We start from the raw sequence: 21411 nt of genomic DNA, 5'->3' as shown, positions 1-21411 counted from the left end.
TACCGGGATGCGAACAGCGTGGAAACCATCCGTTTGAGCCAGACACGCTCAAGCGCTTGGGCTCCACGCTGTTCGCACTTGGTGGTGGTTGGTGGGTGGTCGCCGGCAGCTCGGCAGCCACCCTGTCACCTTGCCTCCCGGCAGAGCGCCTCGTACGCACCAGTGGCCCAGCGCAGGGTCAGTGCATCGGCCTGCTGAGCCGTTTGCTGGCCCTGGAGATGGCGTAGTTGACCAGGCAGTAAAGCAGGGCGACCACCAGGTACACCGGCACCAGCGCGTGGTAGTTGGCAATCAGCACCTTGGCGTTCTGCATCAGTTCACCGTAGGTCACCACGTAGCCAAAGGTGGTGTCCTTGACCACGATGACCAGTTGCGCCACCAGCGCCGGAACGATGTAGCGCAGGGCCTGCGGGAAGACGATGAGAAAGAACACCTGGGTCTCGGTCATGCCCAGGCTGCGCGCCGCATCGGTCTGGCCGCGGGGGACCGCCAGCACGCCGGCGCGGTAGACCTCGGCCACCACGGCCGCAGTGCTCAGGCCGATGGGCAGGGTCAGCATCCAGTAGGTGCTCAGCTTGATACCCAGCGTGGGCAGCACCAGAAAGCACACATAGATCAGCAGGAGCGTCGGTGTGCCGCGCAAGAACTCGATGGCCGCAACGCTGGGCCAACGCACCAGCTTCAGGCGCGACAGGCGCCCTAGCAGCAGCACCAGCCCGAAGGACAGCGCAATGGCCGCCGCCGTCGCTGACGACTTCAGCGTGCCGAGCAGGCCCTTGGCGAGGAAGGCCCAGGTCGTTGGCCAGGCAAAGAATTCCCAGAACGGGGCGTCCAGTTGCCCGGCGTCGTGGAACTGGTAGCCAATGGCCGCCGCCAGCGCCAGCAACATGGCTGCGGCCATGGCGCTCGCCACCCGGGTGGTGGTGCGGGCGCGCGGGCTGGGCGCCGCAAACAGAATGTCTTCTAGAGGGCGGCTCATCGCAGTATCCGCAGCTTCTTGTCCAAGGTGGCGCCTGCCCAGGCGATCAGCAGTCCGGTCGCCACATACAGCGCCGCGGCCACCGCGAACGCGGCCATGCCTGCAGCGGAGTCGGTGGCGATCTTGGACACCAGCGAGGTGAGCTCCCGGCCTGCAAGCGGCACCTGTGACGCCAGCGAGGTCGACAGCATCAGCGCAATCAGCAGTGAGGTCATCGGCTGCACCACCGAGCGCAGTGCCTGCGGCAAGACCACCACCGCAATGATGTGCCGGGGCCGCATGCCCAGGCTCAGCGCGGCTTCGATCTGGCTGCCGGGAATGGTGTTGATGCCCGAGCGCAGGTAATCCGCCGTGAAGGCCGAGCACACCAGTGTCAGGGCCAGGATCACGCTGGGCTCATAGTCGATCACCACATTCAGATCGGGCAGCGCGAACACGATGAAGATCAGCAACGCTACGCTGGGGATGTTGCGGAAGATCTCCACATAGCCGGTCAGCACCCAGCGCAGCGGCGGCACCGGCAGCAGCCGCAGCACGGCCACGGCCGTGCCCAGCAGGAACCCGGGCACGAACGACACGAGCGTGAGCTTCCACGTCAGCAAAAGAGCCTGCCAGAAGGCAGGCCCGTACTCGGTCAGAAGCCTGGAAACCTCAGCCATCGCTCAGGGGTGGGCAGGCGGGGTTGGAACGGCGGTGCTGCCGGTGCGTTGTCCGATGGAGACCGTCCAAAGCTTGGCCCAGGTGCCATTGGCTTCCAGTTTCTTCAGGAAGGCATTGACGAAGGCCACGCCGTCCGAACCCTTGGGCAGTCCCACGCCGTAGGGGTCCTGTGCACCAAAGGGTGCACCCGCCAGCCGCGCGTTGCTGACACCCAGGCTCAGGGCGTTGAGCAGCAGCGTGTAGTCGGTCACATAGGCATCCACCCGCCCCTGGCGCAGTCCGTCCAGGGTTTCCTGGTGCGTCTGGAACTCCTGCACGACCGCCTTGGGCGCGTACTGGGCCAGGATCGCTGGTCCCGTGGAGCCGGCCTGCGTGGCCACTTTCTTGCCGGCGAGGTCGCTGTACGACTGGATCGCCTTGTTGTTCGCCTTGACCAGCACCCCGGCCTGCGACGTGTAGTACGGGCCGGCAAACGAGATCTTCTCGGCGCGGGCCGGGGTGATGGAGTAGGTGGCGAACACCATGTCCACCTGGTCGTTGATGAGCACCTGCTCGCGTGTCGACGAATTCACCTGCGTGAACTGGTACTTGGCGCCATCGCCCAGGATATAGCGCGTGAGGAGCTGGGCCAGGCCCGCGTCGAAACCGCGGATCTTTCCATCTTTTTCGTTGAGCAGCGAGAACAGATTCGACGTCTGCGTGCCACCAAAGCGCATCGTGCCGGCCTGCTTGATCTTGGTGGCCCAGCTGCTCGATGCGATGGTCGCTGCATCGGCGACCGGGCCCTGGGCGATCAGCGCGTCAAACGCGGCGGCATTGATCGGTGTGCCCTGTGCGAAAAGCGCGCCACTGGCCGTGATCGCCAGCGTCGCCACGGTGGTTTTCAGAATGGATGGGATCGGCATGGGGTCTTCCTGAATGGTCTGTGGCGCCAAGGTGGAGCGGTGCAAGGCACGCGCCGCGCGTTCGGTTCAAGCGCCAGATTGCATTGTGCGCACGATACAGCCTTTCTGCGCGGTCACCACCGTCACGCTGGCACAGCGTCGACATTTGGCGCCGCATACACTCGCTGCAACCGTCACTTCATACAAACTCCTCACCAGAAAGGCATGGCATGTTGCGTGTGCTGGGCAAGGCGTCGTCCATCAATGTCCGCAAGGTGCTCTGGGCCTGTGCCGAAATGGACATCCCCTTTGAGCGGGAGGACTGGGGCGTGGGTTTCCAGTCGACCCACACGGCTGCATTCATGGCTCTAAACCCTAACGCCATGGTGCCGGTCATTCAGGACGGCGATTTTGTGCTGTGGGAGTCGAACTCCATCATTCGCTATCTGGCGAACCGCTACCACGGCGCCGGGATATATCCGCCCGAAGCACAGGCGCGGGCGCGGGTCGACCAATGGATGGACTGGCAGGCGACGGACCTGAACAAATCCTGGAGCTATGCCTTCATGTCGCTGGTCAGGCATTCTCCGGAGCACCAGGACCGCCATGCGCTGGCCACCGGCTGCAGCGAATGGTCCAGGCATATGGCCATCCTGGACCGGCAGCTGGATGCCACGGGTGCCTATGTGTGCGGCCAGTCGTTCTCTCTGGCCGACATCCCGGTAGGCCTGTCGGTGAACCGCTGGTTTGAAACACCGCTGGCGCACCCCGACTATCCGGCGGTACAGGATTATTACGAGCGTTTGAGCCTGCGGCCGGGCTATCGCCTGTACGGCCGAAACGGAACCCCGTGAGGGATTGGTTGGGTTTGGAGCCTGGCGGGATTCGCGTGGCGGGTGTGGGTCCGTATGGCGCCGAAGGTCGTACCATGCTGCGCATCCTGTTCGCGCTGGGGAACCCGTGTGCCTCTGCTTTTGCGCCCACCAACCTGCGCCCTACGAAACGAAAAAAATGACAGCCAGAGAATTAGGGATCGCCTTGCTCGGAGCCATGGCGTTCGCTCTGCCTCCATCTGCTTTTGCGCAGAACACCAATGGGAAGAATCTCTACACACAGCGATGTGCCGTGTGCCACGGAGCGGATATCAAGGGCACGGGGCCATTGGCCAGGAAAAGCAATCCACCCACACCGGACCTCACCACCGCTGCTTTCAAAAAACGGCTGGAGAGTTATCCGGGCGTCATCGTGTCCTCGGTCATACTTCGCCCGAACGGGGACCTGATACCCAGAACGTTGAAGCAGAACGGGGTGAAGATTGCTCCGCATTCCTGGACCGTTCAGGATTTTCGAGACCTGAACAAATACATGGGAGACGTGATTTCAAAAAGTCGATGACCTGCACCGCGCCTGTCTGTGGTGCAAGTTTGAGAATATGTTTTGAAATCAATGGGCTGAAATCAATGGGCTATGGGTGTCTTGACGTGGGGTGTAGCAAGCGCATGTTCCACTGAATGCATCGGCTCTGCTGTCTGGGTGTGCAGGGCGGTTTGGCTCCGGTGGGGCGATCCTGGCCTGGGGCGACCGTTGTGAAGCCGGCTGGCGCATGCGGCAAGGCCGCGTGTGCAAGGCCGCAGGTGCAAGGCCAGGTGCGCTGCGCCATTGGCCCATGGTCCCCACCCGATCAGGAAGGCTTGGCCGTCTCGTCGTCGATGGCCTTCTGCACCTCGCGGTAGAAGTTCTCACGCGCTTGCGTAGCTTGGGGGTCGCGCGCACCGCCGGCCCAATTGGCGTTGGACACAATCACCAGTTTGCGTTGCGGATCGATAAAGATACCCTGCCCAAAAATGCCGCGGGCCGTATAGCTGCCATCGTCGTAGGTCCACCATTGGTAGCCGTAACCACGCCCGGGAAGACCGATCTCCGTGCGCTTGGTGGTCGCTTCCGCCCACCAGCCGTCGGGCACGATGCTCTGGCCGTTGACCTGGGCGCCATTCAGAATGAACACACCCATGCGGGCATAGTCGCGCGGCGTGGCCTGCACGCAGCAACCGCCAATCTCCTTGCCGGTCTTGCTCAAGATCCAGGTGGCTTGCTGCTCCATGCCTGCCGGCACCCAGATCTTCTCGGACAGGTAGGTGGCCAATGGCTTGTGTGTGGCCTGCTGTACCAGCGTTCCCACAAGATTCGTCTCGCCGGTGCTGTACAGCCAGCGGGATCCGGCAGGGGCTTCCCGCGGAAGCTTGCGCATATAGCTCACCAAGGCTTCCACGCCTGCCTCGGGCTGGTGGTTGTTGAACCTGGCCACGTCCGACTGGGGGTCGGCATAGTCTTCGTTCCACTTCACGCCCGAGGTCATGGTCAGCAGCTGCCGCACGCTGACGTCGTCGTAGGCCGAGCCCTTGAGGTCAGGGATATAGACGCTCACCTTGTCGTCCAGGCTCCTGATGAAGCCGTCCTTCACCGCAGCCCCGACCAGCGTGGAAGTGAAGGACTTGGCGACCGAAAAGCTGGTCCAGCGCCCCTGTCCATCAAAGCCCAGGCCATAGCGTTCCAGCCGCAGCTTGCCGTCGTGGACCACCAGCAGGGCGGCACTGCGCTGACCGGCCATGTAGGCATCCACATCACTCTGGAGCTGGAGAGGTGGCCCGGGAGGCAGGGGAGAGGGGCTGCCACTGGCCGCCACCACGTTCGCCTTGGCGAGTATCGGCAGGCGGTCCAGCGCACGGAAGGCCGCATCGCGTTGCGGCACCGTCCAGAACAGCACATCGCGGTTGGTTGGCACGGTGGCCAGCAGCGCCCGCGTCTCCTTGTCCAGACTGAACCAGCCCCCCACGACAGCGGCAGCCAGAATGGCCAGGCTGCCCAGCACCACCTTCTTCAATGACACGTCCGTCTCCTTGGGGTTGAGCAAGAACCGTTGGCCCCAGCAGGGGCAGGCCGTTGCGCATCGCATCGGCTTGCCTGGATACTACGCAGGCGTTGTGGGCCGCAGGGAATGCTGTTGCTCCATCTCGACAGGTGATTGCCCTAGCGCCGCAGCACCTCTTTCGGTTCTAGGTCCGGTCCCATCCAGGTAGGCTTTGCCAGAACTCCGATGGGAATGGAAGCAGGGCCTGTGAACGGGCTACCAAAATCTGGTGGATTCACTTCTCACTTCAGTCTTTGACATGGCCATTCCCCCCTTGGGTAGCGTCCCGCGCGCGGCGTCATACACGCATCGGCTTTTGCGCCGTGTGGTTGCCGTCGAGCCCGATGAAGTGAAGGCGGTGCTCTTGGGCTTTGCCTGGTTCGGCTGCCTGCTGTCGGGCTACTACCTGCTGAGACCGCTGCGGGATGCCATGGGCCTTGTGGGGGGGCCGCAAGAGCTGCGCTGGCTTTTCACCGCCACCTTCGTCGCGATGCTTTTGCTGGTGCCGGCGTTTGGCTTCCTGGTCACGAAGTTGCCACCGCGCCGGTTTGTACCGCTCGCCTACCGTCTCTTCGCGGTGACCTTGCTGGCATTCAGTGTGGCGATGGCCCTCCATGCGGACAGCGTGTGGCTGGGCAGAACCTTCTTCGTGTGGGTAAGCGTCTTCAACCTGTTTGTGGTCAGCATTTTCTGGAGCGTGCTGGACGACTGCTTCAGCAGTGAGCAGGGCCGCAGGCTCTTCGGATTCATCGCGGCTGGAGGGACGTTCGGCACCATCATCGGACCCGCTGTGGCTGCCGCGGCCGTGAGCCTGCTCGGCCCCATGGCGCTTGCTTTGCTCGCTGCCTTGCTTCTGGAGGTGGCGTTGCGGTGCTTCCGTGGGATATATCCCGGCCCATCCAGGGAAGGCGGCGACAGCGCTCAGGCACCACATCCCCAGTCGATCCCGCTGGGCGGCCAGGTGTGGGCGGGGCTGTCCTTGATTGCCAAGTCCCCCTACCTGTTGGGTATATGTGCGTATCTGCTGCTGCACACCGCTGCGTCAACGTTTCTGTACTTTGAGCAGGGCCGCATCGTTGCCGGGTCGTTGACCGATACCGTCTCCAGAACCCGGTATTTCGCGGCAGTCGACTTCAGTGTCTCGTCGCTGACGCTGGCATTGCAAGTTTTCCTCACCGGACGCCTGATGAAGCGATTCGGGCTGGTGCTCTGCTTGGCCATACTGCCTGTGGTGACGGTGGCTGCGTTTGGTGCGCTCGCGCTGGCGCCGACGCTCCTGGTGCTCGCCGTGGTGCAGGTAGCGCGGCGCGCGCAGGATTACGCAATTGCCAGACCGGCGCGCGAGGTACTGTTCACCGTGGTCAGCCGTGAAGAGAAATACAAGGCGAAAAACGCCATTGAGACGCTGGTGTACCGCGGAGGCGATGCGGTCAGCGGCTGGTTGTCTTCGGCGCTGTCTGCAGTCGGTGCAGGGCTGGGGGGCATTGCGGTGGTGGCCATGCCTGTAGCGGCAACCTGGTGTGCGCTGTGCGTCTGGCTCGCAAAGCGTCAGGACACCATGCGGCAGAGGGCTGATGCCGCCACCACCAAGGAATCTGTAACCACTTCGGAGGCCACATGACCGAACCCATTGGACCGTTTTCTGCAGGCATCAACCGGGCACAGCTCCTGCGAGCCACTGCGGCGGCAGCGCTCTCCGCCACCCTGGGGCCAGGTGCGTTGGCCGCGACCGCTGGGGCCCAGGGAGGAAGGATGATCACACGAAAAATTCCCTCGACGGGCGAGCTGCTGCCAGTGGTTGGTTGCGGCACCTGGCAGGGCTTTGGCCATGCCCCAGGCAGTGCCGAGTATGCGCGCCTGCCAGGGGTGGTGGAGGCGCTCTTTGATGCAGGCGGCACGGTTCTGGACAGCTCGCCCATGTACGGTCGCTCCGAAAAGACCACCGGGGAGCTCCTGGCGAAGTCGAACCACCGTACCAAGGCATTCCTGGCGACCAAGGTCTGGACTTCCGGGCGCGAGGCTGGAATCCGGCAAATGGAAGCGTCCATGTCCTTGCTGGGTACGCACAAGCTGGACCTGATGCAGGTGCACAACCTGGTGGACTGGCAGACGCACTTGGCGACGCTGCGTGAGTGGAAAAGCCAGGGCAAGGTCCGGTATGTGGGCATTACGCACTACACCTCCTCCGCGTTCCGCGAAGTGGAGGCCGTGCTCCGGCGCGAGCCACTGGATTTCCTGCAGATTAACTATGCGGTGGACGACCAAAGCGCTGCCGAGACATTGCTTCCTCTGGCGATGGACAAGGGCGTCGCCGTGCTGATCAATCAGCCGTTTGGCGGAGGAGGGCTGCTGCGAGGGCTGCGGGAGAAGCCTTTGCCAGACTGGGCGCAGGAAATCAGCTGCACCAGCTGGGCGCAGGTGCTGCTGAAGTTTGTGCTCAGCAACCCGGCCGTCACTTGTGTCATTCCAGGGACCAGCCGCCCGGAACATATGCTGGACAACGCCCAGGCAGGGATGGGGGCCATACCTGAGCCATCGTTCTGGCGGCAGCGCTCGCTTGGCATCTGAAAGGGCCGGGCTGATCTGTGTCGACTCAGTGGCCTGGATCGCGCAGCGCCGTCACGTCGCCAGTCGTGTGCTCCTTCGTGGGTAGCCGGAGATATTGTGGGCGGTGACCGATATCTCGTGGGTCGGAGCGGCTGCCCGAAGGCAGCACAGCCTACAAATCTATGCGGAAAGGCAAGAAGCCCACAGCGCAACCTTTAGCTGCATCGAGATGTTCTGCAACTTCATCCGCAGTCATTCGTCTGTGGGTGGCCTGTCTACGGCTGAGTTCGAGAAACGTAATTCCTTCAGGCTGGAAGCTATCTAGGAAAAGATGACCGATTCAGGGGCTTGTGCAGCCGAGTGAAGCACAACCTAATCCAGTTGCTCCAAGCCGTATCACCACAAGTGCGGAACATGGCGCTGCGGTTTCCCTTGACCTTGGCATGCCCATCAATGGTGCAGGAGTCGCAGGCATGGAAATGCAGCGTGGTAGCTTGGTCCAATTGGTGGGCAAGTTGACGGTTAAAGCCAGAACTACAACGGATGCAATCTGTTACGGTATCCTTCTTGCTCAACTCGTGAACCTGCAGTTTCAGATGGCTTTACTCAGCCTGAATCTTGAAGCGGAAAAGGTTAAATTAATCATTAGTCCGAATGAGATTGAGCGTGCAAAAAACCAAAGGGATGAGTCTCTAGGGTACGGCTGAAGCAGGTTTTTTGCTAATTTTGCAAGTTGGTGGCGCCATCTTTCACCTAGACCAAACAATAGACCCATTTTTGTCTTGTACGCTTTCAAATTTTTAAATGCTTGGCTGCGTGCTCTGTGGTTCATTACCATCCGCTCGGTAGCAGTATTGCGCTGGCTTAGCTTCAGGTTGTCGCTCATGTGTTCGCTGTCTCAGGCAGCACGTCACGGTTCCATCTGTTGTGAAAGCTCCAGCCTTAAGCTTAGTTGCGGTAAATTTTTCGCCATCGACCTAGAAACGCGCGAACGTAGAAGAATCTAATACCCTCAAGGAGGTCGAAATCACATGAATGAGATCACAAAAGAACCCATGAACGATAGAACTGAAAAAACAACGCGCATATGTCCGGCACAGAAAAAATTGCCGAACATGAACGAATTTTCCCCTGGAACGCTGGATATAAAAAAAATATGGGAAGTGCTAAAACTACTTGAGCCTTACCAGAATTATTCTGGTGATCTAGAGGGTATGCTGGCAGTGCTACAGACGCGCCCAAAGATCCTGAAGACACCTAATGAAAAAGGACAACGTAAGAAACGTGCGCGAAATGTCCTCATCGGCATGTCGCAGTGCTGCTTACTAGAAAAAAAAGGCGGCAAAGTAACTCCCGTATTGACTGATATGGCCAAGGAAATGTTGGTTCTCGGTGAAAAAGATGCGTCAGACGCATTCTCAAAGTACTTGCTCTTGAACGCACATGGACTTGAACTTCTCGACGCGGTCGCGATGATTCGGGCACGAGGTGAATCTATCGACCTTCAGTCAATTCGGGATGAGCTTCGCTCTAGGCAGTTTGTTGTCACTGAGAACGAAGTGAATGCGCCCAAGATTAGGCAATGGCTTGAAGCATCAGAACTAGTATCTGATGACTGGAAGATCAACGATACCGCATTGACTGCTCTTATCGGGGTGGGATCGGGATTTCTCCAGGTCTGGAACGGCCTAACACGGGCGCAACGAGTTTTCGCGAAGCAGGCAAAGAGATTAGATGTATCCAACGCAGGAGATTGGCTGCAGGTTCGCCAAATCAAACGGCTGTGCGAGACAACTCATGGTCGAGGTATTTTTCCGGAGGGAAAGCTTCGTGAAAAAGTGATTACGCCGTTGGTGAGCGTAGGCATGCTTGAAGTTCGAGGCACGGGAGATGGACGCGGAGGTGATTCGGGTGAGGCCTGCGTTTGCGATGCACTCAGGAATCTGAACATTGAACTACCGGCAGAGGGTATGTCCGGTATCCCGAGCGACCTTAGAGATAAGCTGTCCACTCCTCTAAGCGAAATTTTTGATGACTTGGGGCATTCTAGTACAAACACCCGAGGTCTAGCTCTGGAGTTGCTGGCGCTGCGCCTCGTGAGAGACATTGGACTGCTGCCTGTCTGCTTTCGTGAACGAACATCCAAGACTCAACAAGCCGAAGTTGACCTCATCGCGCAAGGTGTACACCTTCATTATTCCCGTTGGCTTATCCAGTGCAAGAACACTGCCTCAGTGGAAGTTTCAGATATTGCCAAAGAGGTAGGGATGGCAGTTGTTCTCAAAGCTCAAGTAATCCTAATGGTCACCACTGGTTCATTTAGGCGCACGGTCCAAGTCTATGCAAACGGACTTGCGACTTCATCTAATCTACAGGCGATCCTCATTGACGGGGAACTGCTTAAAAAATACAGATTGTCGGGTGTTGCAGCCGTGATTGATGAACTCCAAAAGGCAGCCTATCAGGTGCTTGCATTGAAGGCTCCTCAGGTCCGCGACGACGAATAATAAAAAATAATATATTTTAGGGGGTCCAGCGTCGAATCTTCCGCGATTTTGTAATATATTCCGTGGAGGGGTAATCGCGTTTGTCTGCTGGTAAAATAATAGCCGTCAGTAAGCTTTTCTTAAAAGAGCCAAAACCTCCTGCGAGATTTTTTGCCGCCAATCGGGACTGTTCTGAAGAACTGACTTCAACCGTGTAGTCAGCGTTGAAGGAAACCAAGTTCCGATCATAAGCGAAATGATGTAACTTGCAAAGCGCGATGCCGTTAACGGTTTCATCCGTACTAGCTTCCGAAGCAACGGGTATAATGTGCGCAGCGTCAATGAGCTTCAGCTGGACCCCACAAAATGCACATCGATGCTGATAAGCACTCAAGACGCGACCGCGAAAATCGGCTGCTCGGTATTTTCTAGCAATAGTAGATATTACTGTCTCTCGCTCAATATTTTTTTTGTCGGCCAAGCAATCTGAATTAGCTGTACTCAAGTCATTCAGAAGTGAAAGATCTCGGGAGCTTATGCCTTGCTCATGCAGTGAGCGGGAGTTGAGAATATAGTCAACTAAAAATTCTGGTCGAAAGGCTACAGCTAGTTCGCCATTTTGTCGTTGTGAGACAGAAAATGCTTTTTTATGCGCTGCCTTAAGAGTCTCTTCTTTAATCTGAATTGACGGAGATTGTGAGTTCTGATTTATATGCCAATCAATGTCAAAACCTGCGAATACTCCATACCCTTCGTGCCAACCCAAAATGGCTGTTGTAACTCCTGCAGTCCTCTGCGGAATAACGCCGGTAAGCTGAATTCGATATTCGTCTGCCGCTCGCTTCGTGCCACCGCCGTGAGTGCAGTTCCAAATATATACAGCGACCTCAAAAACCTTGCTGCTTTTATCGTAGATCCGTAACCGGAACGGTTTATTGGTATCAATGATCAGGCAATTCCAGCCTGATTCAGAAATGGAACCAACTATAAGATCAAGAAGCTCGCGGTTTCTTAAGGTCGCCATGTCGTTATTTCTTATTCAAATGCTTTGCTAATGCCTCTCCAAAACGCTGTCCTAAAATGGGAGGTACAGCATTTCCGATTTGCCGCCACTGTCTTTCAATATTCCCTGCTAATTTGTATTCATCGGGAAAGGTTTGCAGTCTTTTAATTTCTTCGATGCGAAGTATTCTGCTTCTCCAGTGAAACGGCCCCATGTTATTTGATCGCCTGGCTTGGATTGTCCAGGACGGCATATCAGGACTCAGCTTCAATAGAAATGACCAGTAACGTGAGCGCCACTTGAACAAAGGTGCAGTATGGCCACGTTCTTCCGTAAAGAAGAGATAGTTATCTCCAGGAGGAATTTCCCGAAGCTGAGCATGGTGCTTCCCTCCGGCAAAATGACCATCGTCATTTGCATTCTCGAGAGTATCGAGGTCACTCAATACATCGCCAGAAGTGACCCATCGAGGTAAGGGTGAAGCTAGATCGGGGGCTTTTGCGTGCGTTGGCGCAGCGGGTATTACTTCCCCATCGAGGGCTCCTAAGACTAGACAACGCTCTCGGATTTGTGGTGCACCATAGTCTGCTGCATTCACAATCTGCCAATTTGTCTTATAGCCGAGGCGCTTTGCGGTTTCAAGTATATGCTCAAGCGCTTCTCTGTGAACCCCATAGGCCAGTCCACGAACATTCTCCAATATGAATGCACGCGGACGTGCCTCTTCTAAAATCCGTAAATAGCCACCGACGGTCTCTTTGGCAACTGGGTCATCCAGCGCTCTGGGTTTATCCGTTCTATAAAAACGACTCTTGGAAAACGCCGGACATGGTGGACCACCCGCAAGAAGATCGAGCTCTCCTTTTTTTAGGTTTGCAGCATCGAGCAGCTCCTGGGTAGGCACTAGTCCAATCGAGCGAACAATATATGGTGTTCCTGGATAATTGCGTTCATATGACTCCGCGCAAGTATCGTCAATATCTGTGGCTGCTACAACCTTGAATCCGGCCGCTTCGAGACCAATGTCAAGTCCACCACAACCAGTGAAGAGACTAATACAGGTTAGCTTATTTTTATTGGTCATTCGATAGATTCAAGCACACTAGCAATCATTGCCTTAGCCACTGGCACCGGCACAGCATTACCCATTTGACGAATTCGCTCTCTGCGTGGTCCTTGGATTTGATAGTCCCTTGGAAAACCCTGAAGTGCGGCAAGTTCAACCGTCCGAAGTCGTCGGTTTTCCCAGTGGAACGGGCCAGTCCATGGCCCCGGCGAAGCTGCAATTGTCCAAGATGGACGTTCTGGGGAGAGCTTTAGCAAGAAATTCCAAAAGCGTGTCTCCGCGACGAATGATGGATTCGGATGTCCGGCCCACTCCGTTAGAGCCTTGTAATTCCAGCCAGGGGGAATCTCCTTGAGATGTTCTGCCCATCGTCCGACAACAACTTCTTCTGGCTCAAAATATTTCTTCAACTCGAATTCCTGCAAAGCCTCGCCAGCTGACACATACGGAAGCAATCCTTCGCAGAGATTAGCTGGTGAGGTGTGGGTTTCCCTGGGAGCTATCGGCTTGCGTTTTTTTGACCCAAGAACAACGACGCGTTCGCGTGCCTGTGGAACGCCGTAGTTAACGGCTTTCGCGATAAGCTCGGTTAATTCATAGCCTGCTGCCGAAGCGGTTGCAATCAATGAGTTGTAGATGGGAATATTGCGGGGATGCTTGATGCTAGGTACGTTCTCGAAAACGAAGCCATTTGCATCACTTTCAATTACCAGACGCATGAACTCAGCCACCAGATCACGCCGCTCATCAGCTTTTACCAGCGTCGGACGCATTGGGCGTGTAGCTTCTATGCCCTGAGCCCGTGCGCGTCGATAAGCAGCATCCTCGCCCGCCTCAGTCCAATAAGCAGCCTTTGAGAAGGGTTGGCATGGAGGGCCACCGACCACCACCAAAGGGTCTTTTGCCTTGAGGCCAGCCATCTTGCGTAAGTTCTTGCCAGTAATGTCGCACACACTGCCTTCGATAACTTCACCGTGATAGGAGGCGTTGGCACGCAAGGTGTCGCAAGCAGTCGCGTTAAGCTCCATGCTCGCGCGGACGTTGCCTCCCGCTAAGTGAGCGCCAACACTAAGTCCGCCCGCTCCGGCGAAAAGATCAATTACGTACATTAGACTAAACCCGCTTTCGAATAGGAAAGCTCACGCTAAAACCTTCCAGTTTAACGCCTCTTCCCCATAGTCAATGATAAACGATTGCTGTGAAAATATCCAGTACTCTTGGCTTGCTGCTGGCGTCCGTCACCGTCGGACGAGTCAGATGAGGTGTGCAAGGTGCTGCTTCAGCACATCCGTCGCAGCATGTTGAGTCAAAGCGCGGCAGCTGGGGTGACGAGTTGTTGTGACACTGCTCTGCCTGACGGTGTAAGTCTAGTGAAGCTTTTGTGCAGATGTTTGTAGTTGGATGTATTTGTATGAATTTGGTGGAGGTTGTATGCATTTTTTTTGCTTTTAGTCTCGTAGACCCCAGCCTAAATTTCTTGAGCTTTCTCGGTTTGATGTACCTAGGCATCGAGTGCCGACGCGTAGGGTGTGTACACCGCTCAACACATCTGACTTCGCTCGCTTGCGCGAGCCGTGCGCTCCGTTTTCAGCCTACTGAAGAAGCTCTCCATGCCAAGTTGCCCCAGACTTCGTCAGCACGGCTCATGTTGCACGCGATGCCTTGCTCAGTCAGCAGACGCTGGAAAAGTGTTCACTGGTGTATTCGCTGCCCTGGTCAGAGTGATGCAGCAATTGCTGCGGCTGCCCATGACGCTAGGCAGTCATCATCAGCACGTCAGTCACGAGTTGGCTGATCATGCTGGCTGCATCGACCAACTCACGATGCGTCGCAAGTACAGGTCCAGCACTACCGCCACATACAGCCAGCCTTCAGCCAGGTAAAGTCGGTCATCCATTTGCGGGTTGGCACATCGGCCTGGAACTGGCGGTCAAGCACGTTGTCATGCGATGGCACTGCGCTCGCCAAGGTCCTTGAACAGGCTTCGACGACGAGGTCGTGCGCGTAGCGCCTGCTCGTCGCTCAATGCAGTGCAGTCCGCAGTGCCAGCACGTCATGCCACACGCGCCGCGCCCCGTATATACGGCCGCTACCAAGAAGCTTTGCCGTATTTGCGCACCTAACCGCTCATCATTCGGGCTGCGTTGGCTGCGTGGCTTCACCAGCCAGGCGTAGAAGCCACTTCGCGAGATACCGAGCGCCTCGCACATCAGATTTACCGGCCACGCCTCTTGGGGTTTCGCAACGAAGTCGAACTTCGCATCGACGCCTTGGCGAAGAAGGCCTCGGTTTCTTTCAAGATGTCGCGCTCCATTGTGAGCTTGGCAACTTCCCTGCACAGCCGCTCTATTTTGGCCTGCTCGGGCTTCATCACGCCCTTTCCAGGAAGCGCCAGCTGCCGGTCCGCCGTCAGTTCGCGTATCAATGTCCTCGACCGCGTCTCATGTACATCTAGGTGTTGCGGAGCTTGGGCCTACGCAATCCCTCGCTCGGTCAATAGCTTACCGCTTCAACCTTGAATTCTCAGTTGAACTGCTGTCTCGTTCCCATAAACCACCTCCGGTTGCACTTTTCACCTTAACAAGGTGCCTTTGAAACCGGTAACAGCCCAATGCGTACTTAGTAGAGGCGGTTTTCCGAGAGATAGAGTCTGTCCAGTCGCACCTAGTTAGCCGCCGTATGTGTGCGGCCCTGTCCAGGGTTGTCCATTCCAATCTCAAATCTGATAGTAGAAAAGATGGTGGATCAAAATAAAAAAGCGCCGGGAAGGCGCTTTTTTTCTAGTCATCTGGCGGAGGCTGTGAGATTCGAACTCACGGAAGGATCACTCCTTCGGCAGTTTTCAAGACTGCTGGTTTAAACCACTCACCCAAACCTCCGAAGGCGTCGATTCTACACAAAGCGCGGCGGCCTCCGGGGCCGCGCAGCGCAATCAGGCGGTCTGCAGCAGGCCCTGGCGTTCGATGAACTGCACCACCTCATCCAGGCCGTCCAGGGTCTTGAGGTTGGTCATCACAAAAGGCTTGAGCCCCTTGGGTGTGATGCGCTGCTTCACGGTGTCGCTGCGCATGATGTCCAGGTTGGCGCCCACATGCGGGGCCAGGTCGGTCTTGTTGATGACGAACAGGTCGCTCTTGGTGATGCCGGGGCCGCCCTTGCGCGGGATCTTCTCGCCGGCGGCCACATCGATCACATAGATCGTCAAATCCGACAGTTCGGGGCTGAAGGTCGCTGCCAGGTTGTCGCCGCCGGATTCGATGAAGACGATGTCGGCATCGGGAAAGTCCTTGAGCATGCGGTCAATGGCTTCCAGGTTGATGGATGCATCTTCGCGGATGGCGGTGTGGGGGCAGCCTCCGGTCTCCACACCCATGATGCGCTCGGCCGGCAGCGCGCCGCTGATGGTCAGCAGGCGCTGGTCTTCCTTGGTGTAGATGTCGTTGGTGATGGCGACCAGGTCCCATTTGTCGCGCATGGCCTTGCAGAGCATCTCCAGGATCGTGGTCTTGCCCGAGCCCACGGGCCCGCCAATGCCCACGCGCAGCGGCGGCAGTTTCTTGGTGCGGTGGGGGATGTGGTGCAGTGCAGAGGTGGTCATGATCTGAAAAGGCGTGAATACAGGTGTTCATGCTGGGCCGACAGAATCGCCAGCATGGGAGAAAAGGCTTGCCGGCCATGGTCTGGCAGGGCCAGGGCATGGTCAACCGCCTGCGGTATGTCCTGGGTCAGCTGCGCCAGGATGCGCTGGCCTGCGCTCTGGCCCAGCGGCACGGCCTTGATGGCGGCCTGCACCATGTTCTCGGCCCAGCCGAAGGCATAGGCCAGCAGCGCGTCGCGCCCTGTGGCGCCGGTGCAGTGTGCGGCGAACGAGAACGCAATCGGGTAGCTGGCATCCTGCGTGCCCAGCCAGGCGATGGCGGGCTGCAGCGCCGCATCACCGGCATGGCGGTTGCGCAGCCAGTCCACCAGCGACCGGCCCATCTGCTCGGTTTGCAGCCGCAGCTCGCTGGTTTCGCGTGTGGTGCGCACCCACTGGTTGAGTGCAGCAATGCGCTCGCGGTCATCGCTGTGCCAGGCCGCTGCTGCCTGCGCAATCACCGCCATGTCGCCGCGGGACTGGGTCAGGTGCAGCTGCTGCACCAGCCAGTGTGCGGCTTCGCTTTCGTTAGTGACCAGCTCCGCCTGGATGGCGGATTCCAGGCCTTCCGAATAGGAAAAGCCGCCGATCGGCAAGGCGGGCGAAGCCAGCCACATCAGTTGCAGAAAGCTGCTGGGCGCAAGCTGCAAAGGGGCGCTGCTGCTCATGCCGGTTCTCCGCGCAGGCTCAGAAATTTGAGGCCCACAATGCCCATCACGATCATGCCGAAACAGGCCATGCGGGCCAGGCTGCGGTCTTCATCCCGAAACAGCATGCCGTAGGCGGCGGTGCCCACGGCGCCAATGCCCACCCAGACGGCGTAGGCCGTGCCCACGGGAATGCTGCGCGTGGCCAGCGAAAGCAGGTACATGCTGGCTGCGATGAAGGCCACGCAGAACAGGCTGGGCCCCAGGCGAGTGAAACCTTCGGTGCGCGGCATGGCGGCTGCGTAGAAGATCTCGCACAGGCCGGCGGCGATCAGGAACAGCCAGTTCATCCGTGGTTGCACTTTCCGTGGTCGTGCCCATGATCGTGACCGTGCGCATGGCCGTGGTCATGGGCGTGTCCGTGGTCATGGCTGTGCCCTGGGGCGTGTTCATGCGCGTGGCCATGACCATGGTGGTGGTGGCTGTGGCCGTCATTGGTCACATGGCCGCCATAGGCTCCGCCTTCCGGCTCGAACGGCAGATCGGCTTCCACCACGGTCATGTGCATGCTGCGCAGCATATCGGCCAGCACATGGTCGGGCTCGATCTTCAGATGGTCGGGCTGCAGCTCGATCGGGACATGCCGGTTGCCCAGGTGGTACGCGGCGCGCATGAGATCGAAGGGCGATCCGTGCACTGCGCAGGCGGTGATGTGCAGCACTTTTTGCGGCGCTGCCAGCACGCGGACCAGCGATCCATCCTCGGCCACCAGCACGTCGCCGCCGCGCACGGCCTGGCCGCGCGGCAGAAAGATCGCCAGTTCGCGACCCTGGCTGTCGGTGGCGGCAAAACGGCTCTTCTGGCGCACATCCCAGTCCAGCTCCACGGTCGCAGCGCGTTTGAGCAGAGGGGCAGACAGGCCTTGGCCTTGGGGCAGCAGTTTGTTGGCGGTCAACATGGTGAATTCAGGTGCAAAAAGGACTTTGAAAGCGATAGCATGACATGCATGTCAAGAGACGATTTCCAGCCTTTTCCTGCGGCGATGCCACCCTGGCACAGCTGTGGCGCAGAGCATGTGGCGGTGTACGGCACGCTGCGTGAAGGCGGCAGCAATGACATCCGGCGCTTTCAGCCCGGCATTGCGCAGGTGGGCACCACCTGGCTGCAGGGCAGCTTGTGGGACATGGGCCAGTGGCCCGGCCTGCAATTGGATGGACAGGGGCCGATACTGGCCGAGGTTTACCCCCTGCATCCCGCGCTGGAGCAGCAGCTGGACCGGCTGGAAGACATCTGGCCGCAGGATCTGGGCCAGTACCGCAAGCGGATGCTGGCCCAGGCCGTGCAGCAGGGAGATGGGCTGGTGGTGACCTGCCGCATGCTGGTGTACGAAGCCCTGCCGCAGGCTCTGGCCCGCTGCCCGCGCGTGCCTGCCGGTGACTGGCTGGCGTGGTTCAGGGCGGGCAAGCCGCAGGGCTAGGCAGGGCATGCGCGGCCCTCATCAGAACAGGAAATAGCGCTGCGCCATTGGCAGGTTGTGCGCAGGTTCGCAGGTCAGCAGATCCCCGTTGGCACGCACGGCATAGGTCTGGGCATCCACTTCCATGTGGGGGGCCAGATCGTTGTGGACCATGTGCTGCTTGCGCACGCCGCGAATGCCTTTGACGGCCGACAGCGTCTTGTGCAGGCCGAAGCGCTGGCCAATGTCCGCGGCCAGACCGGCCTGGGAGACAAAGGTGAGCGAGGTCCTGGCAATGGCGCCGCCAAAGCTGCCGAACATGGGCCGGTAGTGCACCGGCTGCGGCGTGGGGATGGACGCATTGGGGTCGCCCATGGCCGCCATGGCAATGAAGCCGCCTTTCAGGATGCAGGCGGGTTTGACCCCAAAGAAAGCGGGCTTCCACAACACGATGTCGGCCCATTTGCCCACTTCGATGCTGCCCACTTCGTGGCTGATGCCGTGGGCGATGGCGGGGTTGATCGTGTACTTGGCGATGTAGCGCTTGACGCGGAAGTTGTCGTTGCGCGCGCCGTCACCTGGCAGTGCACCGCGCTGTAGCTTCATCTTGTGCGCGGTCTGCCAGGTGCGCAGGATCACTTCTCCCACGCGGCCCATGGCCTGGCTGTCGGAGCTGAACATGCTGATCGCGCCGATGTCGTGCAGGATGTCCTCGGCCGCAATCGTCTCCTTGCGGATGCGGCTCTCGGCAAAGGCCAGGTCTTCGGCAATGCCGGCATCCAGGTGGTGGCAGACCATCAGCATGTCGACGTGTTCGTCCAGCGTGTTGATGGTGTAGGGGCGCGTGGGGTTGGTGGAGCTGGGCAGCACATTGGCCTCGCCCACCACCTTCAGGATGTCGGGCGCATGGCCGCCACCTGCGCCTTCGGTGTGGAAGGTGTGGATGGTGCGGCCCTTGAAGGCGGCCACGGTGTCTTCCACAAAGCCGGACTCGTTCAGCGTGTCGGTGTGGATGGCCACCTGCGTGTCAGTCTCTTCGGCCACGGTCAGGCAGTTGTCGATGGCCGCGGGCGTGCTGCCCCAGTCTTCGTGCAGCTTCAGGCCGATGGCCCCGGCGCTGATCTGCTCGTGCAGGCCCTGCGGCAGGCTGGCGTTGCCCTTGCCCAGAAACCCGAGGTTCATGGGGAAGGCGTCAGCGGCTTGCAGCATGCGTTCCATGTTCCAGGGGCCGGGCGTGCAGGTGGTGGCAAAGGTGCCGGTGGCCGGGCCCGTGCCGCCGCCGATCATGGTGGTCACGCCGCTGGTCAGCGCCTCTTCGATCTGCTGCGGTGCGATGAAGTGGATGTGGGTGTCGATGCCGCCGGCGGTGACGATCAGCCCCTCGCAGCTGATGATTTCGGTCCCCGGGCCGATGATGATGTCCACCCCCGGCTGCGTGTCCGGGTTGCCCGCCTTGCCGATGGCGGCAATGCGGCCGCCCAGCAGGCCGATGTCGGCCTTGACGATGCCCCAGTGGTCGATGATCAGCGCATTCGTCAGCACCGTGTCCATGGCGCCCTGCGCGCGGCTGCGCTGGCTTTGCGCCATGCCGTCGCGGATGGTCTTGCCGCCGCCGAATTTCACTTCCTCGCCATAGCCGCCGGCGGCCAGCGTGAAGTCCTTTTCGACTTCAATCAGCAGCTCGGTGTCGGCCAGGCGCACACGGTCGCCCACGGTGGGGCCAAACGTTTCGGCATAGGCGCGTCGGTCCATCTGTGCCATCACAAGTCTCCCTGTACCAGGCCGCGAAAGCCGTAGATTTTGCGGTCGCCGCCCATGTCCACCAGTTCCACCGTGCGTTGCTGGCCCGGCTCGAAGCGCACGGCCATGCCGCTGGCGATGTTCAGGCGCATACCGTGTGCGGCGTCGCGGTCGAAGGACAGTCCCGCATTGGTTTCGGCAAAGTGGTAGTGCGATCCGACCTGGATCGGGCGGTCGCTGGCATTGCGCACCACCAGGGCCACGGTGCGGCGGCCCGGGTTGAGAGGGTGGGCACCCTCGTCCAGTAGCAGTTCTCCGGGAATCATGCGGGCCTCCGGTTTATGCCAGTTTGGTCAGCATGAAGGCACCCAGGGCCGCAGTGGCCCCGCCGCCGAGCTTGGCCGCCCACTGGTGGCGCTGCATTACGGCCTTGCCCAGCACCATGCCGCAGACATGCAGCAGGCCCGATCCCAGCGCAATCCCGGTCAGGGCGCCAACAGCGGCCCAGCCCGTGTCGCCCGCCAGTTCAAAGCCGTGGGCGGCGCCATGGAAGAAGGCGAACACGCCCGCCAGCGCAGCGGCCAGCACCCAGGGCATCTTCTTTTGCACGGCCACCAGCAGGCCCAGCACCAGCACGGAGGCGGCAATCATGGGCTCCACGCCCGGCACCCACAGGCCGGCAAAACCGGCCAATGCACCGGCCACCAGCAGTGCGACAAACGCCGCCGGCGCGCGCCAGGCGGGTGTGACGGTCAGCGCGCTCCAGGCGCCCACCGTCAGCATCGCGGCCAGGTGGTCGGCGCCGGTGAACGGGTGGGCGAAGGCATGGCTCAGGCTGTCCAGGAAATTGTGGTGACCGCCGCCATCCGCGCCCACATGGGCCAGGGCGGACAGGGGCAGGGCAGTCGCTGCAGCGGTCAGGGTGGTGAGGAGGTGTTTGGTTTTCATGGCAGTCTGGGCAAGGAGGGGAGAGCCGGCTGGCGAAAGGGCACGATGTAGCGCAATAGGCGGTGCAATGTGCGGTGCAGTGGGGACGGTCGTGGCGGCGCTCAGACGATGGGGTCGTGCACCGTGACCAGCTTGGTGCCGTCGGGGAAGGTGGCTTCGATCTGGATGTCGGGAATCATCTCCGGCACCCCTTCCATCACGTCGTCGCGCGTCAGCACCGTACGGCCTTCGCTCATCAGCTGGGCCACCGTCTTTCCGTCGCGCGCGCCTTCCAGCACATAGGCGCTGATCAGGGCGACGGACTCGGGGTAGTTCAGCTTGAGTCCCCGTGCACGGCGCCGCTCCGCCAGAAACGATGCAGTGAAGATGAGCAGCTTGTCTTTTTCGCGAGGTGTGAGTTCCATGGCCACAGGCGATGCAAGCGCTGTGCCAAGTGCTGCACCGCTTTGG

22 protein-coding genes, 1 tRNA gene and 1 pseudogene are annotated in these 21411 nt (G+C 59.5%); 7 read left to right on the top strand and 17 right to left on the bottom strand.

The window, feature by feature from the left end; all coding sequences use genetic code 11:
- Positions 1–178: 178 nt before the first annotated feature.
- The 3 genes from QM470_RS04595 to QM470_RS04585 are packed head-to-tail and all read right to left on the bottom strand — an operon-like array spanning position 179 to position 2544.
- The gene (locus tag QM470_RS04595) at positions 179–979 is read right to left on the bottom strand and encodes an amino acid ABC transporter permease (protein WP_283338367.1); all 801 of its coding nucleotides are present in this window, start codon (positions 977–979) and stop codon (positions 179–181) included.
- Complete coding sequence (locus QM470_RS04590) at positions 976–1638, bottom strand: amino acid ABC transporter permease (protein ID WP_280012236.1); 663 nt, start codon at positions 1636–1638, stop codon at positions 976–978. Before QM470_RS04590 ends, QM470_RS04595 begins: the two co-directional genes overlap by 4 nt.
- 3 nt (positions 1639–1641) lie before the next feature.
- Positions 1642–2544 carry a glutamate ABC transporter substrate-binding protein gene (locus tag QM470_RS04585; RefSeq protein WP_283338366.1) on the bottom strand — a complete coding sequence of 301 codons (903 nt, stop codon included), beginning with the start codon at positions 2542–2544 and terminating at the stop codon, positions 1642–1644.
- Positions 2545–2753: 209 nt separating this feature from the next.
- Here QM470_RS04585 and QM470_RS04580 point away from each other — a divergent pair, with 209 nt between their 5' ends.
- Positions 2754–3377 carry a glutathione S-transferase family protein gene (locus QM470_RS04580; RefSeq protein WP_283338365.1) on the top strand — a complete coding sequence of 208 codons (624 nt, stop codon included), beginning with the start codon at positions 2754–2756 and terminating at the stop codon, positions 3375–3377.
- 157 nt (positions 3378–3534) lie between these two features.
- A complete protein-coding gene (locus QM470_RS04575; protein ID WP_502846803.1) occupies positions 3535–3918 on the top strand; it encodes a c-type cytochrome in 384 nt (127 codons plus the stop codon).
- A gap of 286 nt (positions 3919–4204) precedes the next feature.
- Here QM470_RS04575 and QM470_RS04570 read toward each other — a convergent pair whose 3' ends face one another.
- Positions 4205–5410 carry a serine hydrolase domain-containing protein gene (locus QM470_RS04570; RefSeq protein WP_283338364.1) on the bottom strand — a complete coding sequence of 402 codons (1206 nt, stop codon included), beginning with the start codon at positions 5408–5410 and terminating at the stop codon, positions 4205–4207.
- A 280-nt stretch (positions 5411–5690) separates the two neighbouring features.
- Here QM470_RS04570 and QM470_RS04565 point away from each other — a divergent pair, with 280 nt between their 5' ends.
- The 4 genes from QM470_RS04565 to QM470_RS04550 all read left to right on the top strand — a co-directional run bounded on the left by QM470_RS04565 (position 5691) and on the right by QM470_RS04550 (position 10485).
- Positions 5691–7052, top strand: coding sequence for an NTP/NDP exchange transporter (locus QM470_RS04565; RefSeq protein WP_283338363.1), 1362 nt, complete (start codon positions 5691–5693; stop codon positions 7050–7052).
- 29 nt (positions 7053–7081) lie between these two features.
- Entirely contained in the window at positions 7082–7999 is a 918-nt protein-coding gene (locus tag QM470_RS04560) for an aldo/keto reductase (protein ID WP_283338568.1), read from the top strand.
- 422 nt (positions 8000–8421) lie between these two features.
- Positions 8422–8685, top strand: coding sequence for a hypothetical protein (locus QM470_RS04555; protein WP_283338362.1), 264 nt, complete (start codon positions 8422–8424; stop codon positions 8683–8685).
- A gap of 324 nt (positions 8686–9009) precedes the next feature.
- On the top strand, positions 9010–10485 hold the full coding sequence (locus tag QM470_RS04550) for a restriction endonuclease (RefSeq protein WP_283338361.1): 1476 nt from the start codon (positions 9010–9012) through the stop codon (positions 10483–10485).
- 16 nt (positions 10486–10501) lie between these two features.
- Here the strand turns inward: QM470_RS04550 and QM470_RS04545 are convergent, their stop codons facing one another.
- From QM470_RS04545 to ureE, 9 genes and pseudogenes are all read right to left on the bottom strand, one after another.
- Complete coding sequence (locus tag QM470_RS04545; RefSeq protein ID WP_283338360.1) at positions 10502–11488, bottom strand: HNH endonuclease; 987 nt, start codon at positions 11486–11488, stop codon at positions 10502–10504.
- A 4-nt stretch (positions 11489–11492) separates the two neighbouring features.
- Positions 11493–12551, bottom strand: coding sequence for a DNA cytosine methyltransferase (locus QM470_RS04540; protein ID WP_283338359.1), 1059 nt, complete (start codon positions 12549–12551; stop codon positions 11493–11495).
- A complete protein-coding gene (locus tag QM470_RS04535; RefSeq protein WP_283338358.1) occupies positions 12548–13642 on the bottom strand; it encodes a DNA cytosine methyltransferase in 1095 nt (364 codons plus the stop codon). The genes QM470_RS04540 and QM470_RS04535 overlap by 4 nt, the downstream gene beginning before the upstream one ends.
- Positions 13643–14021: 379 nt before the next feature.
- Positions 14022–15083 (bottom strand): annotated as a pseudogene (locus QM470_RS04530) (IS3 family transposase); the annotation flags it as partial.
- A 239-nt stretch (positions 15084–15322) separates the two neighbouring features.
- A tRNA-Ser gene (locus QM470_RS04525) sits at positions 15323–15412 on the bottom strand.
- A gap of 53 nt (positions 15413–15465) precedes the next feature.
- Positions 15466–16131, bottom strand: a complete 666-nt coding sequence (gene ureG, locus QM470_RS04520) for an urease accessory protein UreG (RefSeq protein WP_283338357.1) — start codon at positions 16129–16131, stop codon at positions 15466–15468.
- Positions 16128–16838, bottom strand: coding sequence for an urease accessory protein UreF (locus QM470_RS04515; protein ID WP_283338356.1), 711 nt, complete (start codon positions 16836–16838; stop codon positions 16128–16130). The genes ureG and QM470_RS04515 overlap by 4 nt, the downstream gene beginning before the upstream one ends.
- On the bottom strand, positions 16835–17167 hold the full coding sequence (locus QM470_RS04510; RefSeq protein WP_283338355.1) for a DMT family transporter: 333 nt from the start codon (positions 17165–17167) through the stop codon (positions 16835–16837). The genes QM470_RS04515 and QM470_RS04510 overlap by 4 nt, the downstream gene beginning before the upstream one ends.
- Positions 17164–17775, bottom strand: coding sequence for an urease accessory protein UreE (gene ureE / locus QM470_RS04505; RefSeq protein ID WP_283338354.1), 612 nt, complete (start codon positions 17773–17775; stop codon positions 17164–17166). The genes QM470_RS04510 and ureE overlap by 4 nt, the downstream gene beginning before the upstream one ends.
- A 48-nt stretch (positions 17776–17823) precedes the next feature.
- Between ureE and QM470_RS04500 the strand changes: the two genes are divergently transcribed.
- The gene (locus tag QM470_RS04500) at positions 17824–18294 is read left to right on the top strand and encodes a gamma-glutamylcyclotransferase family protein (protein ID WP_283338353.1); all 471 of its coding nucleotides are present in this window, start codon (positions 17824–17826) and stop codon (positions 18292–18294) included.
- Positions 18295–18315: 21 nt separating this feature from the next.
- Here QM470_RS04500 and ureC read toward each other — a convergent pair whose 3' ends face one another.
- The 4 genes from ureC to QM470_RS04480 form a co-directional block, all read right to left on the bottom strand.
- On the bottom strand, positions 18316–20034 hold the full coding sequence (gene ureC, locus QM470_RS04495; RefSeq protein ID WP_283338352.1) for an urease subunit alpha: 1719 nt from the start codon (positions 20032–20034) through the stop codon (positions 18316–18318).
- Complete coding sequence (locus tag QM470_RS04490) at positions 20034–20339, bottom strand: urease subunit beta (RefSeq protein WP_066536775.1); 306 nt, start codon at positions 20337–20339, stop codon at positions 20034–20036. Before QM470_RS04490 ends, ureC begins: the two co-directional genes overlap by 1 nt.
- 13 nt (positions 20340–20352) lie before the next feature.
- On the bottom strand, positions 20353–20961 hold the full coding sequence (locus tag QM470_RS04485) for a HupE/UreJ family protein (RefSeq protein ID WP_283338351.1): 609 nt from the start codon (positions 20959–20961) through the stop codon (positions 20353–20355).
- A 101-nt stretch (positions 20962–21062) separates the two neighbouring features.
- Entirely contained in the window at positions 21063–21365 is a 303-nt protein-coding gene (locus tag QM470_RS04480) for an urease subunit gamma (protein WP_066536769.1), read from the bottom strand.
- Between the last annotated feature and the right edge of the window lie 46 nt (positions 21366–21411).

This window comes from Comamonas sp. 17RB (assembly GCF_030056555.1).
Classification (GTDB): Bacteria; Pseudomonadota; Gammaproteobacteria; order Burkholderiales; family Burkholderiaceae_C; genus Comamonas; species Comamonas terrigena.
This window is presented reverse-complemented; position numbering and strand designations above follow the sequence as displayed.

Excerpts from the sequence above, each read along its gene's own strand:
- QM470_RS04545 (WP_283338360.1), bottom strand. The coding sequence starts at position 11,488 with ATGGCGACCTTAAGAAACCGCGAGCTTCTTGATCTTATAGTTGGTTCC.
- QM470_RS04585 (WP_283338366.1), bottom strand. The coding sequence starts at position 2,544 with ATGCCGATCCCATCCATTCTGAAAACCACCGTGGCGACGCTGGCGATC.
- QM470_RS04575 (WP_502846803.1), top strand. The coding sequence starts at position 3,535 with ATGACAGCCAGAGAATTAGGGATCGCCTTGCTCGGAGCCATGGCGTTC.
- QM470_RS04550 (WP_283338361.1), top strand. The coding sequence starts at position 9,010 with ATGAATGAGATCACAAAAGAACCCATGAACGATAGAACTGAAAAAACA.
- QM470_RS04490 (WP_066536775.1), bottom strand. The coding sequence starts at position 20,339 with ATGATTCCCGGAGAACTGCTACTGGACGAGGGTGCCCACCCTCTCAAC.
- QM470_RS04515 (WP_283338356.1), bottom strand. The coding sequence starts at position 16,838 with ATGAGCAGCAGCGCCCCTTTGCAGCTTGCGCCCAGCAGCTTTCTGCAA.
- ureE (WP_283338354.1), bottom strand. The coding sequence starts at position 17,775 with ATGTTGACCGCCAACAAACTGCTGCCCCAAGGCCAAGGCCTGTCTGCC.
- QM470_RS04540 (WP_283338359.1), bottom strand. The coding sequence starts at position 12,551 with ATGACCAATAAAAATAAGCTAACCTGTATTAGTCTCTTCACTGGTTGT.
- QM470_RS04555 (WP_283338362.1), top strand. The coding sequence starts at position 8,422 with ATGCCCATCAATGGTGCAGGAGTCGCAGGCATGGAAATGCAGCGTGGT.
- QM470_RS04510 (WP_283338355.1), bottom strand. The coding sequence starts at position 17,167 with ATGAACTGGCTGTTCCTGATCGCCGCCGGCCTGTGCGAGATCTTCTAC.
- QM470_RS04480 (WP_066536769.1), bottom strand. The coding sequence starts at position 21,365 with ATGGAACTCACACCTCGCGAAAAAGACAAGCTGCTCATCTTCACTGCA.
- ureG (WP_283338357.1), bottom strand. The coding sequence starts at position 16,131 with ATGACCACCTCTGCACTGCACCACATCCCCCACCGCACCAAGAAACTG.
- QM470_RS04590 (WP_280012236.1), bottom strand. The coding sequence starts at position 1,638 with ATGGCTGAGGTTTCCAGGCTTCTGACCGAGTACGGGCCTGCCTTCTGG.
- QM470_RS04595 (WP_283338367.1), bottom strand. The coding sequence starts at position 979 with ATGAGCCGCCCTCTAGAAGACATTCTGTTTGCGGCGCCCAGCCCGCGC.
- QM470_RS04580 (WP_283338365.1), top strand. The coding sequence starts at position 2,754 with ATGTTGCGTGTGCTGGGCAAGGCGTCGTCCATCAATGTCCGCAAGGTG.
- QM470_RS04565 (WP_283338363.1), top strand. The coding sequence starts at position 5,691 with ATGGCCATTCCCCCCTTGGGTAGCGTCCCGCGCGCGGCGTCATACACG.
- QM470_RS04535 (WP_283338358.1), bottom strand. The coding sequence starts at position 13,642 with ATGTACGTAATTGATCTTTTCGCCGGAGCGGGCGGACTTAGTGTTGGC.
- QM470_RS04500 (WP_283338353.1), top strand. The coding sequence starts at position 17,824 with ATGTCAAGAGACGATTTCCAGCCTTTTCCTGCGGCGATGCCACCCTGG.
- ureC (WP_283338352.1), bottom strand. The coding sequence starts at position 20,034 with ATGGCACAGATGGACCGACGCGCCTATGCCGAAACGTTTGGCCCCACC.
- QM470_RS04485 (WP_283338351.1), bottom strand. The coding sequence starts at position 20,961 with ATGAAAACCAAACACCTCCTCACCACCCTGACCGCTGCAGCGACTGCC.